At 68.3% G+C, this 13,715-nt stretch carries 10 protein-coding genes; 7 read left to right on the top strand and 3 right to left on the bottom strand.

Annotated elements, in window-relative coordinates:
- Position 1: 1 nt before the first annotated feature.
- The 3 genes from BKK79_RS01320 to BKK79_RS01310 form a co-directional block, all read right to left on the bottom strand.
- Positions 2 to 949: a branched-chain amino acid ABC transporter permease gene (locus BKK79_RS01320; protein ID WP_071012878.1), complete on the bottom strand. Its 948-nt coding sequence runs from the start codon at positions 947 to 949 to the stop codon at positions 2 to 4.
- A gap of 195 nt (positions 950 to 1,144) precedes the next feature.
- On the bottom strand, positions 1,145 to 2,380 hold the full coding sequence (locus BKK79_RS01315; RefSeq protein ID WP_071012880.1) for a branched-chain amino acid ABC transporter substrate-binding protein: 1,236 nt from the start codon (positions 2,378 to 2,380) through the stop codon (positions 1,145 to 1,147).
- A gap of 120 nt (positions 2,381 to 2,500) precedes the next feature.
- The gene (locus BKK79_RS01310; protein WP_071012881.1) at positions 2,501 to 4,126 is read right to left on the bottom strand and encodes a 3-(methylthio)propionyl-CoA ligase; all 1,626 of its coding nucleotides are present in this window, start codon (positions 4,124 to 4,126) and stop codon (positions 2,501 to 2,503) included.
- A gap of 372 nt (positions 4,127 to 4,498) precedes the next feature.
- Between BKK79_RS01310 and BKK79_RS01305 the strand changes: the two genes are divergently transcribed.
- The 7 genes from BKK79_RS01305 to BKK79_RS01275 all read left to right on the top strand — a co-directional run bounded on the left by BKK79_RS01305 (position 4,499) and on the right by BKK79_RS01275 (position 13,711).
- On the top strand, positions 4,499 to 6,046 hold the full coding sequence (locus BKK79_RS01305) for a protein adenylyltransferase SelO (protein ID WP_084084385.1): 1,548 nt from the start codon (positions 4,499 to 4,501) through the stop codon (positions 6,044 to 6,046).
- Positions 6,047 to 6,175: 129 nt separating this feature from the next.
- Positions 6,176 to 6,631 (top strand): peptide-methionine (R)-S-oxide reductase MsrB, encoded by a 456-nt coding sequence (gene msrB, locus BKK79_RS01300; RefSeq protein WP_071012883.1) that lies wholly within the window; start codon positions 6,176 to 6,178, stop codon positions 6,629 to 6,631.
- 116 nt (positions 6,632 to 6,747) lie between these two features.
- Positions 6,748 to 7,299: a septation protein A gene (locus tag BKK79_RS01295; RefSeq protein WP_071012885.1), complete on the top strand. Its 552-nt coding sequence runs from the start codon at positions 6,748 to 6,750 to the stop codon at positions 7,297 to 7,299.
- A 34-nt stretch (positions 7,300 to 7,333) separates the two neighbouring features.
- Complete coding sequence (locus BKK79_RS01290) at positions 7,334 to 7,627, top strand: BolA family protein (RefSeq protein WP_071012886.1); 294 nt, start codon at positions 7,334 to 7,336, stop codon at positions 7,625 to 7,627.
- A gap of 38 nt (positions 7,628 to 7,665) precedes the next feature.
- Complete coding sequence (locus BKK79_RS01285; RefSeq protein ID WP_071012888.1) at positions 7,666 to 8,460, top strand: peptidylprolyl isomerase; 795 nt, start codon at positions 7,666 to 7,668, stop codon at positions 8,458 to 8,460.
- 323 nt (positions 8,461 to 8,783) lie between these two features.
- Positions 8,784 to 9,752, top strand: a complete 969-nt coding sequence (locus tag BKK79_RS01280) for an EAL domain-containing protein (RefSeq protein WP_084084384.1) — start codon at positions 8,784 to 8,786, stop codon at positions 9,750 to 9,752.
- An 89-nt stretch (positions 9,753 to 9,841) separates the two neighbouring features.
- Positions 9,842 to 13,711 carry a transporter substrate-binding domain-containing protein gene (locus BKK79_RS01275; protein ID WP_071036894.1) on the top strand — a complete coding sequence of 1,290 codons (3,870 nt, stop codon included), beginning with the start codon at positions 9,842 to 9,844 and terminating at the stop codon, positions 13,709 to 13,711.
- Positions 13,712 to 13,715 lie beyond the last annotated feature (4 nt).

The following is a 13,715-nucleotide window of genomic DNA, read 5'->3' as shown; positions in this document are numbered from 1 at the left end:
CTCAGCTCTCCCGGGTACCCATCAGGCCGCGCGGGCGCACGATGAGCATCAGCACCAGCAATACATAGGGCAGCACCGGCGCCACCTGCGACACCGTCAGCTTCCACAGCGAATAGAACGGCGTGCTGCTGGTCACCTCCACCCCGAACGAGGCGAACAGGCCGGCCAGCGAGCCGTCGAGGGTGACCGCGAAGGTCTGCAGCAGGCCGATCAGGATGGAGGCGATGAAGGCCCCCACCAGCGATCCCATGCCGCCCACCACCGCCACCACGAAGACGATGGACCCCACCGCCGCCGCCATCGACGGCTCGGTGACGAAGGCATTGCCGCCGATCACGCCGGCCAGCCCGGCCAGCGCGGCGCCCCCGCCGAACACCATCATGAACACGCGCGGCACGTTGTGGCCCAGCGCCTCGACCATGTCGGGGTGGGTCAGCGCCGCCTGGATCACCAGGCCGATGCGCGTGCGCGTCAGCACCAGGTAGATCGCCACCAGCATCGCCAGCGACACCAGCATCATGAAGGCGCGGTACTTGGGGAAGGCGGAGGTGAACACCATGAACAGCGGCCCGTCCAGCTCGGCCGGGATGCGGTAGGGCACGGCCGCCAGCCCCCACACCAGCTTGACGCCTTCCTCGATCAGGTAGGCCAGGCCGAAGGTGAACAACAGTTCGGCGACGTGGCCGTACTTGTGCACCGTGCGCAGGCCGAAGCGCTCGACCAGCGCGCCGGCGCCCGCCACCAGCAGCGGCGCCAGGATCAGCGCCGGCCAGAAGCCCACCTTGCTCGCGATGGTGTAGGCGAAATAGGCGCCCAGCATGTAGAAGCTGGCGTGCGCGAAATTGAGCACGCCCATCATGCTGAAGATCAGGGTCAGCCCCGACGACAGCATGAACAGCAGCAGCCCGTAGCTGATGCCGTTCAACAGGGAAATGATGAAGAATTCCACAACCAGTCCTTCCGTCTTGCGCCGCCGGCACGCGGGGAGCCGCACGGCGATGGGGATACGGGCAATGCCGGCGGGCGAGCGCCGCCGCGCGGGCCGCCGGCAGGGGTCGGCAGGCCCGCGTTTCCAGATCCGCAGTATGCAGGAAGGAAGCGGCGCCGCGCGGCACCGCCTCCTATGCCACCTCCTGCGCCGTCTTCAAGGACGCTTCATCTGGCAGGAAGTCGGCTGCGCCGCCACGTACTGGTCCAGCAGGGCATCGGTCTTCCAGCCGTAGCCGGTGTTCTCCTGGTCGAAGCGGATGTCCTTGCCGTTGGTCTTGGTCCAGGTGGCGACCACCAGTTGCTGCTGGGCCTGGTGATCGGAGGCGCGCATTTCCACCGAGCCGTTCAGGCTGTCGACCTTCATGCCCTCCATGGCCTTGGCCACCTTCACCGGATCGGTGCTGCCGGTGTCCTTGAAGGCCTTGCCCAGCATGGCGATGCCGGTGTAGGCCGCCATCACGTAGAAGTCGTCGTTGTACTTCTTCTTGAAGCCCTCGATGACGTCCGCGCCCTTGAAGCCCTGGTTGTTGGTGTTGTAGTAGCCGACGTACTTGACGTGCTCGGCGCCGGCGGCGCCCATCGCGGTCGGCACGCCGGTGGTCGAGGCGTAGTAGGTGTAGTAGTTGACGTTGAGGCCGGCGTCCTTGCCCGCCTTGATCAGCAGGGCCAGGTCGCTGCCCCAGTTGCCGGTGATCACGGTGTCGGCGCCCGAGGCCTTGATCTTGGCCACGTAGGGCGCGAAATCCTTGACCTGGGCCAGCGGGTGCAGGTCGTCGCCGACGATCTGGATGTCAGGACGCTTGCGCTTCAGGTAATCCTTGGCGGCGCGCGCCACCTGGTGGCCGAAGGAGTAGTTCTGGTTGATCAGGTAGACCTTCTTGACGTTCGGGTCCTTGGCCAGGTAGGTCGTCAGCGCCTCCATCTTCATGTCGGAGTTGGCGTCGAGACGGAAATGCCAGTAGTTGCACTTGCTGTTGGTCATGTCCGGGTCCACCGCCGCGTAGTTCAGGTAGACGATCTCCTTGCCCGGATTGCGCGCATTGTGCTTGGCCACCGCATCCTCCAGCGCCAGGCCGACGGAGGAGCCGTTGCCCTGCACGATGTAGCGGATGCCCTGGTCGATGGCCTGGTTCAGGATGGTCAGGCTTTCCTGCGGAGACAGCTTGTTGTCGAAGCCGACCACCTCGAACTTGTGCGGCCCGCCCCAGCCCTTCTGGTTGGCCACGTCGGCAACGAACTGCCAGCTCTTGAGCTGGTTCTGGCCGACCGGCGCCATCAGCCCGGAAAGCGGATCGATGAAGGCGATCTTCACCGTATCCGCGCCTGCCGCGCCGGACCCCAGGGCGGCGAACAAGGCGGTGGCGGCCACCAGCGGACGCATCTTGATCATATCTGTCTCCTTTGTCTTTTTTCGTTGGCTTACCTGGTCCTGACGGCCGGCGGCAGCCACCCGCCCGCACCGGTGCCGGCCCGCGCCGCGGGCCGGCGGGAATACCCTGCCACCGCGGCCTCAGGCCGACGGCAACCGGTAGTCCTTGAACTGCTCGCGCAGCTTCAGCTTCTGCATCTTGCCGGTGGCCGTCAGCGGGATCTCGGTGGTGAACACCACGTCGTCCGGAATCCACCACTTGGCCACCTTGCCTTCGAAGAAGGCCAGCAGTTCCTCGCGCGTCACCTCGGCGCCCGGCTTCTTGACCACCACCAGCAGCGGGCGCTCATCCCACTTCGGATGGAAGGCGGAGATGCAGGCCGCCATGTGCACCGCCGGGTGGGCGGCCGCGACGTTCTCGATATCGATCGACGAGATCCATTCCCCGCCCGACTTGATCACGTCCTTGCTGCGGTCCGTGATCTGCATGTAGCCATCCGCATCGATGGTGGCCACGTCCCCTGTGGGGAACCAGCCATCCACCAGTGGCGAGGCATCGACACGGAAGTAGTGGTCGATGACCCAGGGCCCGCGCACATGCAGGTCGCCGAAGGCCTTGCCGTCCCACGGCAGTTCCTCGCCATCGCCGTCGACGATCTTCATGTCCACGCCGAACACCACGCGCCCCTGCTTCTCCAGGATCAGGTGCTTCTCGTCGTCCGGCAGCGCATCGTGCTTGGCCATCAGCGTCCCGGCCGTGCCGAGCGGCGACATCTCGGTCATGCCCCAGGCGTGCACCACGTCGACGCCGAGTGCCTCCAGCGCGCGGATCATGGCCGGCGGCGCGGCCGAACCGCCGATCACGGTGCGGTGGAAGCTGGAGAATTTCAGGCCATTGCCCTGCACGTGCTGCAACAGGCCGAGCCAGACGGTCGGTACGCCGGCCGAGAAGGTGACCTGTTCCTGCTCGAACAACTCATAGAGCGAAGCGCCGTCCAGCTTGGCCCCGGGGAACACCAGCTTGGCGCCCACCAGCGGCACCGAGTACGGCAGGCCCCAGGCATTGACGTGGAACATCGGCACCACCGGCAGGATCACGTCGCGCGCCGAGCAGTTCAGCACGTCCGGCAGCGCCGAACCGTAGGAATGCAGCACGGTGGAGCGGTGCGAGTAGAGCGCGCCCTTGGGATTGCCGGTGGTACCCGAGGTGTAGCACAGGCTGGAGGCGGTGTTCTCGTCGAAGGTCGGCCACGTGTAGCCGCCGTCCTGCCCGTCGATCAGGTCCTCGTAGCACAGCAGCGGCACCTTGGACTCGGCCGGCATGTGGGCACGGTCGCTCATCAGCACCCAGCCCTTGACCTTCGGGCAATGCGCGGCCACGCCTTCGACCAGCGGCAGGAAGGTCAGGTCGAAGAAGACATAGCCGTCCTCGGCGTGATTGATGATGTAGGCGATCTGCTCGGGGAACAGCCGCGGGTTGATGGTGTGGCAGACCGCCCCCATGCCCGACACCCCGTAGTAGATCTCCAGGTGGCGGTAGCCGTTCCAGGCCAGTGTGCCGATGCGATCGCCCTGCTGCACGCCGAGCGCGGCCAGGGCCTGGGCCAGCTTGCGCGAGCGCAGTTCGCACTCGCGGTAGTTGTAGCGGTGGATGTCGCCTTCGGTGCGCCGCGAGACGATTTCGGTGTCACCGTAATAGCGTGCAGCGTGCTTGATGATGGAGGAAATGAGCAGCGGTGCGCTCATCATTTGACCCATCAATGCCATGAACTCGTCTCCTGTCTTCTCATTGGTTGCCGGGCACCCGTCAAAAAAGCGAACAATCGTGCTATTTTTTTGCGATTCTTCCCATCCGTTGCATCAACGTCAACGGGATCCCTGGAATGGTGATGCGACTGCCGCCGCCGCTCTCACCTCCACGCTGGCTCCTCGCCAGCCCCTCCCACCGATCACATCAGGCATCGACGGGGACCGGGCGGTGAGCTTTCCGTGAAGGCTGTCAGACAAGAGCCGGTTTTCGGCGTCCAAGTACAATACTGCGTGGCATGTTGCGCCTCAACATGTCGTTTTCCCTAGCCTGCAAGCGCACTTGCAGACAATGCACGGCCCCGCGCCGCTGCGCCGCCCCCAAGAGAGACCATGGCCACGGACCTGAGCGCCCCTCCCACCGAACCCGCAGGCAGCGACTTTGCGCCGCTGCACACCGAGGACGGCTTCGCCGCGCTCGGGCCGCAGTTCTTCACCCGCCTCGCGCCCACGCCGCTGCCCTCGCCTTACCTGGTAGGGGTAGCGCCGGCCGCCGCCGCCCTGCTCGGCTGGGATGCCGACATCGCACGCCAGCCCGGCTTCGTCGAAACCTTCGTCGGCAACCGCGTGCCGGACTGGGCCGACCCGCTGGCCTCGGTCTACTCGGGCCACCAGTTCGGCGTCTGGGCCGGCCAGCTCGGCGACGGGCGCGCCATCCGGCTGGCCGAGGCGGCCACTGCGGCGGGCCCGCTCGAGATCCAGCTCAAGGGCGCCGGCATGACACCGTACTCGCGCATGGCCGACGGCCGCGCCGTGCTGCGCTCGTCGATCCGCGAGTACCTGTGCTCGGAAGCCATGGCTGCACTGGGCATCCCGACCACGCGCGCGCTGGCCATCGTCGGCTCCGACGCCCCGGTGCGGCGCGAGACCATCGAAACGGCAGCGGTCGTGACCCGGCTGGCGCCGACCTTCATCCGCTTCGGCCACTTCGAGCATTTCGCCGCCCACGACGACGTGGCCTCGCTGCGCGCGCTCGCCGACTTCGTCATCGACCGCTTCCTGCCGGCCTGCCGCGACGACGCCCAGCCCTACCAGGCCCTGTTGCGCGAGGTGACCCTGCGCACTGCCGACCTGGTCGCCCAGTGGCAGGCCGTGGGCTTCTGCCACGGCGTGATGAACACCGACAATATGTCGATCCTGGGGCTGACCATCGACTACGGCCCCTTCGGTTTCCTCGACGCCTTCGACGCCAACCACATCTGCAACCACTCGGACAACCAGGGCCGCTACGCCTACTGCCAGCAGCCGCAGATCGCCTTCTGGAACCTGCACTGCCTGGCCCAGGCCCTGCTGCCGCTGTGGCGCGACCCGCAAGCCGGGGAAGCCGGCAAGGAAGCCGCCATCGCGGCCGCCCGCGCGGCCCTGGACCCGTTCCGCGAACGCTACGCCAGCGCCTTCTTCCGCCTCTACCGCGCCAAGCTGGGCCTGCGCCGGCTGGGCGAGCGCGACGAAGACGACGAACCGCTGCTGACCAGCCTGTTCCAGCTGCTGCACGGGCAACGCGTCGACTACACGCTGTTCTGGCGCCACCTGAGCCGCATCTCGTCGGCCGACGGCAGCCGGGACGCGCCGGTGCGGGATCTCTTCCTGGACCGTGCCGCCTGGGATGCCTGGGCCGATCAGTACCGGGCGCGCCTGCGTGCCGAACAGTCCGACGATGCCGCGCGGGCCGCGGCCATGCTGGCGGTCAACCCCAAGTACGTGCTGCGCAACCACCTGGCCGAGACCGCCATCCGGCACGCGCGCGACAAGGATTTCAGCGAGGTGGAGCGCCTGCTCGCCGTGCTGTCGCGTCCCTTCGACGAGCAGCCCGAGGCCGAGGCCTACGCCGCGCTGCCGCCCGACTGGGCGGCCGGACTGGAGGTAAGCTGCTCCTCCTGAACCCGTCCCCGGGACTGTAAGGTCGGGCCCCTGCCGTCCGACTCATGCTGACGCCGGGCCCGCGCGCCCGGCAACACCGCCAATCGTGGCGCGCTCCGGCTGGCCCGGGCCGCACCTGGAGAACGACATATGACCGTCAAGAAAACCGACGCCGAATGGCGCCAGCAACTCTCCGACATCGAATACCGCGTGACCCGCGAGGCTGCCACCGAGCGCCCGTTCACGGGGCGCTACTGGGACCACTGGGATTCCGGCATCTACCACTGTGTCGCCTGCGGCACGCCGCTGTTCGAATCGGCCACCAAGTTCGACGCCGGCTGCGGCTGGCCCAGCTATTTCCGCCCGATCAACGGCGAGGTCATTGCCGAGCACACGGACCGCTCGCACGGCATGGTGCGGGTGGAAGTGCGCTGCAAGGAATGCGACAGCCATCTCGGCCACGTCTTCGAAGACGGGCCGGCGCCGACCGGGCTGCGCTACTGCATCAACTCGGCTGCGCTAAAATTCGACGACCGCGATCCGGCGCAGCGGGAAGCCGACGGGAACCATCCGTCCGGCGCCACGCCGCCGGACGCCTCCCGCTGATCTGCTGCAGCGCCGGGCCTGCGCCCGGCGACGCCACGGAAACCGCCGGAAGCGCGGAAACCGCCGGCGGGGGACCATCCCCGGCCGGCGCCGATCCTCAATCCTGACCAGCCTGCATGAAATTCCTGTTCGACCTGTTCCCGGTCATCCTGTTCTTCATCGCCTTCAAGTTCCAGGGCATCTACGCCGCCACCGGCGTGGCCATCGTCGCCACCGTGGTGCAGATCGCCTGGACTTTCGCGCGCCACCGCAAGGTCGAGCCGATGCAGTGGATCAGCCTGCTGATCATCGCCGTCTTCGGCGGCGCCACGCTGCTGCTGCACAACGAGACCTTCATCAAGTGGAAGCCGACCGTGCTCTACTGGCTGTTCTCCGTGGCCCTGCTGGGGTCGGTGATCGGCTGGCGCAAGAACCTGATCCGCGCCATGATGGAAAAGCAGGTGACGCTGCCCGAGGCCATGTGGGCCCGCCTGAACGCCGCCTGGGCCGGTTTCTTCGCCGCCATGGGCGTGCTCAACCTGTACGTCGCCTACACCTTTTCCACCGACGCCTGGGTCAACTTCAAGCTGTTCGGCAGCATGGGGCTGATGCTGGTGTTCATCGTGCTGCAGAGCATCTGGCTGTCCCGCCATATCCAGGAAGACACCCAGGACAAGACGCCCGACTGAGCGGCCGCAGCGAATCACCCGAGACTTTCCAGCCATGGCAGCCGACCCCGCCACCCTCGACGCGCTGCTGCGCGCCGCCCTCGCCCCCACCACCCTCGCCGTGCGCGACGACAGCGCGCTGCATGCCGGCCATGCCGGCGCGGCCTCGGGCGGGGGCCATTATCACGTGACCATCGTCAGCGAGCGCTTTGCCGGACAGAACCGCGTGGCGCGGCACCGCATGGTGTATGATGCGCTGCGCAGTCTGTTCCCGGCGCAGATCCACGCGCTGGCCGTGACCGCCTACACCGAACAAGAATACCGATCCCGCGACTCTTCCCGCGATTGATTCTTCACGCAATTCACGCAACTCTCCGACCTGATTCCATGAAGACCTCCGTCCTCTCGTTCAGCCTGGCGGCTGTGCTTGCCGCTGGCAGCCTGCCCGCCTTTGCCCAGAACGCCGCCGTCGTGAATGGCAAGGCCATCCCCTCGGCCAAGGTGGACAAGCTGATCGCCAGCACCGGCCAGCCCGACAATCCGGAGCTGCGCGACCGTGCCCGCAGCATGCTGATCGACCGGGAACTGCTGCTGCAGGAAGCCAACAAGCGCGGCGTGACCCAGCGCGACGACGTGCAGGAACAACTGGAGCAGGCCAAGCTGAACGTGCTGGCCGGCGCGGTGTTCGAGGACTACGTGAAGACCCACGGCGCCAGCGACACCGAGCTGCGCAAGCAGTACGACAAGATCAAGTCGCAGTTCGGCAACGGCAAGGAATACCACGTGCGCCACATCCTGGTGCCGAGCGAGGCCGAGGCCAAGGCGATCATCGCCAAGATCAAGGGCGGTGCCAAGTTCGAGGACCTGGCCAAGGCCTCCTCCAAGGATCCGGGTTCGGCGGCCAACGGCGGCGACCTCGACTGGGCCAACAGCAGCAGCTACGTGCCCGAGTTCTCGGCCGCGATGACCAGCCTGAAGAACGGCCAGCTGACCGACACCCCGGTCAAGACCCAGTTCGGCTGGCACGTCATCCAGCTGCTGGAAACGCGCGACGCCAAGGTCCCGACCTTCGAGGAAGTCAAGCCGCAGCTGCAGCAGATGCTGATGGGCGACCAGAACTGGCAGCGCGAGCAGTTCCAGGCCATGATGAAGTCGCTGCGCGACAAGGCCAAGATCCAGTAAGCCTCCCCATCCCGCATGCCGCCACACGCGCGGTAATGCACACAGCCTGGCGGCACCGTCTCGCGCTGCCAGGCTGGACAAGGGGCTCCCGCCCCTTTTTTCTTTCCTGCGGCAGATTCCCCTGCCGACTTCCCAGCCGGTTGCTTGATCATTTCCGCCGCCACATCTCCGGCGCGACTGTGCGCTGCCCGCCGGCAGCCGACAATGGATCAGATTTTTCCACGCTCGATCGGGATTCATTCCTAATCCCATCGGATTCGTCTCATAGAAGGCACGAGCTGTTCCAAGGAATATGTCGTCATATTCCCTAAACGCATTGATCCGTGCCTATCCAACGCTCACTACTTTCCTATAACCGCCCCCTTCCGCCACGCAACGCCACACCGCGCCATGCCGCGTGCCCGCCGGCCAGTGTGGCGGCGCATCCGTCCGCCGCACTGGCCTCGGCGACGGCACCTACGCTTGACGACATCCGGCGCGGCCTTGACGCCGGCGAGTTCGTCGCCTATTTCCAGCCCAAGGTGGACCTGCGCGATGGCAGCTGGCACGGCGCCGAGGTGCTGGCACGCTGGCAGCACCCGCGCCTGGGGCTGTTGACGCCCGGCGCCTTCCTGCCGGCCATGGAAGCCGCCCCCGCCAGCTCGCGGGCCCTGTTCACCGAGCTGTTCGCACGCATGTTCGGCCAGGGGCTGGCACTGCAGCGTGAGCTGTCAGGGCGCGCGCAAGCGCTGGCGCTGGCGTTCAACCTGCGCCCCGAGCAGCTCGCCGGGCCGGGCTTCGCCGACGACGTCGGCCGCGCCGCCGCGGCGGCGGGCCTGCCGCTCTCGGGCCTCGCCTTCGAGGTGGTCGAAGCCGACGCGGACGGCGTTCCCGTCCTGGGCCCGGCCGCGCTGGAAACCCTGCGCGCGCTGCGCCGCATGGGCTGTGCGCTGGCCATGGACGACTTCGGCCAGGGCCACTCGTCGCTGGCACGCCTGTGCGAGTTCCCCTTCGACCAGATCAAACTCGATGCCGCCTTCGTGCGCGCGCTGGAACACAGCCGCGCCAGCCGCGCGGTGGCGCGCGCGTCCTTGCTGCTGACGCGCGAACTGGCCGCTGAACTGATCGCCGAAGGCGTCGAGACATCGGCACAGCGGCAGCGTCTGCTAGCCATGGGTTGCCGTATCGGCCAGGGGTTCGGCCTGGCGCCGCCGATGGCGCGCGAGGCACTGCTGCGACGGTTTGCCCCTCGCGCCGCCGCGCTGGCGGCACCGGCCCGCGCCACGGGCGGGACGTCTTCGCCCGCGCTCTGATCGCCGCTGCGGCGGGCACCGCGCTCCCGCCACCCGCACGCCCTGCGCAACGCGCACGGCGCCCTTCGTTGCCGACCCGGATTCCCGCCATGCCTGAACGACGCGTCCTGCCGCCGCGCACGCTGCACGCCTGCCGGCCCTCCACCCTTGCGCTGCTGCTGGCACTCGCCGCCGCCATGCTGGCTGCCCTTGCCCTGGCGCCAGCCCCTGCCCTGGCCCAGGATTGGGACGACAACACCTCGTCCCTGTCCCTGCAGAGCCACCTTCTGCTCGAACGCCGCACAGTGCCGCTCGACGCGGACGACTGGCGCTGGCTGCGCGACAAGCGCCGCCTCGTGCTCGGCGTACCCGCTCCGGGTCAGCCACCGCTGGACATCGTCCACGGCAGCGATTACGAAGGCATCACGGCAGATGTGACCGCCTTGCTGCGGCAGCAACTCAATGTCGACATCGAGATCCGCCGCTTCGCCGACCGCGCCCAGGCCACGCGGGCCCTGGAAGCCGGCACCATCGACCTGCTTGCGAGCGCCGGCCGTGCCGCGCGCGCGAACGGCAGCCTGGTGGTCAGCCGGCCGTACGCGCCCGACCTGCCTGCCCTGTTCCAGCGTCAGGGCGAAGCCGCCGCGCCGCCCGACGACCTGTCGGGCCTGACGGTGGCCCTGGCGCAGGACTACCTGTCCGGCCCGGCGCTGCAGGCGACCTATCCGGACGCCCGCTTCGTGCGTTACCGCAGCCATGCCCAGGCCATGGCCGCGGTGGCGTTCGGCCAGGCCGACCTCTATCTCGGCGACCTGCTATCGGCTTCGCTGCTGGTGAGCCAGAGCTTCTTCAACTACGTGCGGCTGGCGCGCTTCCTGCCCGTCGAGCCGAGTGGCTTCGGCTTCGGCATGCGCCGCGACGGCACGCCGCTGGCGCGCATCGTCGACAGCGCGCTGGCCTCGCTCGGCCAGGGCAAGCTGGACCGCATCGCCATGCGCTGGAGCGGCGACAGCGTGCTGCTGCCCGGCCAGCGCGTCGAGCTGGACGAAGCGGAGCGGCGCTGGATCAGCCGCCATCCGGTGGTGCGGCTGGCCGTCAACGACGACCTCGCCCCCGTCGCCTTCTTCGATGCCAACGGCAACTTCAACGGCATCCTGGCGGACCTGCTGCAACTGGTCTCGCTGCGCACCGGCCTGCGCTTCGAATTCACGCGCACCGGCAGCTTCGACAGCCTGCAACGCGCCCTCACCGACGGCAAGGCCGACCTCACCGTGCTGAGCCCGACCAGCGAGCGCGAGGAATGCCTGCGCTTCTCGCGGCCGTTCACCTCGGACTACTTCGTGCTGGTCGCGCGCAAGGACGCGCCGGTCGAACCGGATGCCCTGCAGCCGCCTTCGGCCAAGCGGCTGGCCATCGCGCGCGGGCACATCGCCACGCAACAGGCACGGGCCGCCTACCCCTCGGTGCCCATCGACACGCCGTCGACCATCCTCGACGCGCTGCACATGGTGTCCGAGCGCCAGGCAGACGCCACCGTGCTGTCGCTGGGCGCGGCGCGCTACTACATCACGCGCCTGTACGGCGACAAGCTGGCCGTCAGCGGCCTGATCAGCCCGGACAGCACCCCGCTGAGCCTGGCCATGCGGCGCGGCGACACCGAGCTGCAGTCCATTCTCGACAAGGCCCTGTTGGCCTCGGGCCCGCACGAGCTGCAATCCATCGTCAACCGCTGGCGCCCTAACGCCGCCATGACCGGCCAGACCTGGCGCGACTACCGCCAGACCATCGCCTGGATCGTCGCCGGCGCCGTCGCCCTGCTGGCACTGTCCGCCGCCTGGGTGTTCCACCTGCGCCGCCAGGTACGCAAGCGGCTGCGCGCCGAACGTGCGTTGAGCGACCAGTTGCAGTTCCAGCAGACCTTCACCGACGGGCTGCCCGACCCGGTCTATGTGCGCGATTGCACAGGCCGGCTGCTGTCCTTCAATCGCCGCTACGAAGAGGTGCTCGGCATCAGCGCGCACGATGCCCTCGGCAAGACCGCCGCGGCGCTGCCTGCCAGCCTGTTCAAGTCCGCCCCCGACTTCCACGCCGGCTACCTGCGTGCGATCGCCGACGGCCAGCCGCAGCGGCGCCAGCTCGCCGTGCGCATCCACGGCGAGGCACGCTGGATCGACCATTGGGTGCAGCCCTATCGCGACGCCTCGGGCACGCTCAAGGGCGTGGTGTGCGGCTGGCAGGACATCACCGACCAGCGCCGCCTGATCGACGCGCTGCAGCAGGCCAGCCGCGCCAAGACCACCTTCCTGGCCACCATGAGCCACGAGATCCGCACGCCCATGAGCGCGGTCATCGGCACGCTCGAACTGGCGCTGCGCCGCGCCCGCGCGGGCGAGATCGACCGCGCGGCCATCGAAACCGCCTATGCGTCGGCCAACGGCCTGCTGGCCCTGATCGGCGACATCCTGGACATCGTGCGCATCGAATCCGGCCATCTCAGCCTGACACCGTTGCGGGCCCGCCTGCGCGACCTCGCCGAATCCGTCGTGCGCGTGTTCGACGGCCCGGCCCGGCAGAAGGGACTGGCGTTGACGCTGGAAATGGATTCCAGTGTCGGCGCGGACGTGCTGGTGGATCCGATGCGCTTCAAGCAGATCCTGTCCAACCTCGTCAGCAATGCGATCAAGTTCACCGCGCACGGCTATGTGCGCATCCACCTGGGCGGGGAGCCGGCCGGTGCCGAACGGATGCGGGTGAAGCTGTCGGTCGAAGACAGCGGCATCGGCATCGCGCCGGTCGATCAGGCGCGCCTGTTCCAGCCATTCTCCCAGGTCGCGCCATCCGGCGACGTGGATGAACACGGCGCCGCACATGGCGGCGCCGGCCTGGGGCTGTCGATCTGCCGCTCGCTGTGCGAAATGATGGATGGTTCGCTGCTCATGCACAGCGCCGCCGGTGCCGGCACGCGCATCGAGGTCGTACTGACCCTGCAGACCTTGCCGGCTTGCCAGCCCGCGACGCCGGACACCGCGAGCGCCGCCGCGCAGGCCGCGCCGATGCCGGCACCGGCCCGCAGGCTGCATGTACTGGTGGCCGACGACCACGCGGTCAACCGCTTGCTGCTGTGCCAGCAGCTTGCCTTCCTGGGCCATCGCACCACCTGCGTCGAGAACGGCCGGCAGGCCTTGCAGGCCTGGCACGAGGACCGCTTCGATGCGGTCATCACCGATCGCCATATGCCGGAAATGAACGGGCTGGCGCTGGCCAAGGCGATCCGCGACGATGAGCGGTCGCGCGGGCTCGCACCTTGCCTGGTGCTGGGCCTGACCGCCGACGCGCGCAAGGAGGAAATCGCCGCCTGCGTCGAGGCGGGCATGGACGACTGCCTGGTCAAGCCGCTGGGACTGGACCGCCTGGAGCAAGTGCTGGCCACCGCGGCAGTGCGTACGCCCGGCGGGGCCGCCGCCCTGCCCGCTCCCGCGCAGCCGGCAGCTGATACGAATGCGGATACGAATGCGGATACGCAGGCTGATGCAGCCGGCGCCGACGGCCTTGCACTGCCGGCCCTGCCGGACGTTCCCGACTCGCGGGAGGCGGTGACGGCTGCGCTCGAGCCCACGCCGCGGGCACATGCCGATGACCCACGCATGGCGCGGGAACTGAGAGAACTGGCCGGCGGCGACGCGGCACTGGTGCAGCGGCTGGTCGACGCCATGCTGCACGCCAATGTGCAGGATCGCCGCACCCTCGCCAGGCTGCGCCGGCAGCCGGACACCGAGGCCCTGGGCCGCGTCGCCCATCGCATCCGCGGCGCCGCCGAACTGCTCAGGGCAGCGCAGCTCGTCGATGCCTGCTCAGGCCTGCAGGCCGCGTGCCGGGCGGTGCCGCCTTCGCGGCAGGCACTGCGCGCCGCCATTGCGGCCGTCGAAGCGGCCACACAGGCGCTCGACGCGCAACTGCTGCGCGTCAGCAAGCCGGACTGAGGCA

It is taken from the genome of Cupriavidus sp. USMAA2-4 (assembly GCF_001854305.1).
Taxonomy (GTDB): Bacteria; Pseudomonadota; Gammaproteobacteria; order Burkholderiales; family Burkholderiaceae; genus Cupriavidus; species Cupriavidus malaysiensis.
The sequence above is the reverse complement of the archived record's forward strand: the minus strand, read 5'-3'. Positions and strand labels throughout refer to the sequence as shown.

What these genes read in the sequence shown, in the direction of transcription:
- BKK79_RS01315 (WP_071012880.1), bottom strand. Translation starts at nt 2,380, where the DNA reads ATGATCAAGATGCGTCCGCTGGTGGCCGCCACCGCCTTGTTCGCCGCC.
- BKK79_RS01310 (WP_071012881.1), bottom strand. Translation starts at nt 4,126, where the DNA reads ATGGCATTGATGGGTCAAATGATGAGCGCACCGCTGCTCATTTCCTCC.
- BKK79_RS01305 (WP_084084385.1), top strand. Translation starts at nt 4,499, where the DNA reads ATGGCCACGGACCTGAGCGCCCCTCCCACCGAACCCGCAGGCAGCGAC.
- msrB (WP_071012883.1), top strand. Translation starts at nt 6,176, where the DNA reads ATGACCGTCAAGAAAACCGACGCCGAATGGCGCCAGCAACTCTCCGAC.
- BKK79_RS01295 (WP_071012885.1), top strand. Translation starts at nt 6,748, where the DNA reads ATGAAATTCCTGTTCGACCTGTTCCCGGTCATCCTGTTCTTCATCGCC.
- BKK79_RS01290 (WP_071012886.1), top strand. Translation starts at nt 7,334, where the DNA reads ATGGCAGCCGACCCCGCCACCCTCGACGCGCTGCTGCGCGCCGCCCTC.
- BKK79_RS01285 (WP_071012888.1), top strand. Translation starts at nt 7,666, where the DNA reads ATGAAGACCTCCGTCCTCTCGTTCAGCCTGGCGGCTGTGCTTGCCGCT.
- BKK79_RS01275 (WP_071036894.1), top strand. Translation starts at nt 9,842, where the DNA reads ATGCCTGAACGACGCGTCCTGCCGCCGCGCACGCTGCACGCCTGCCGG.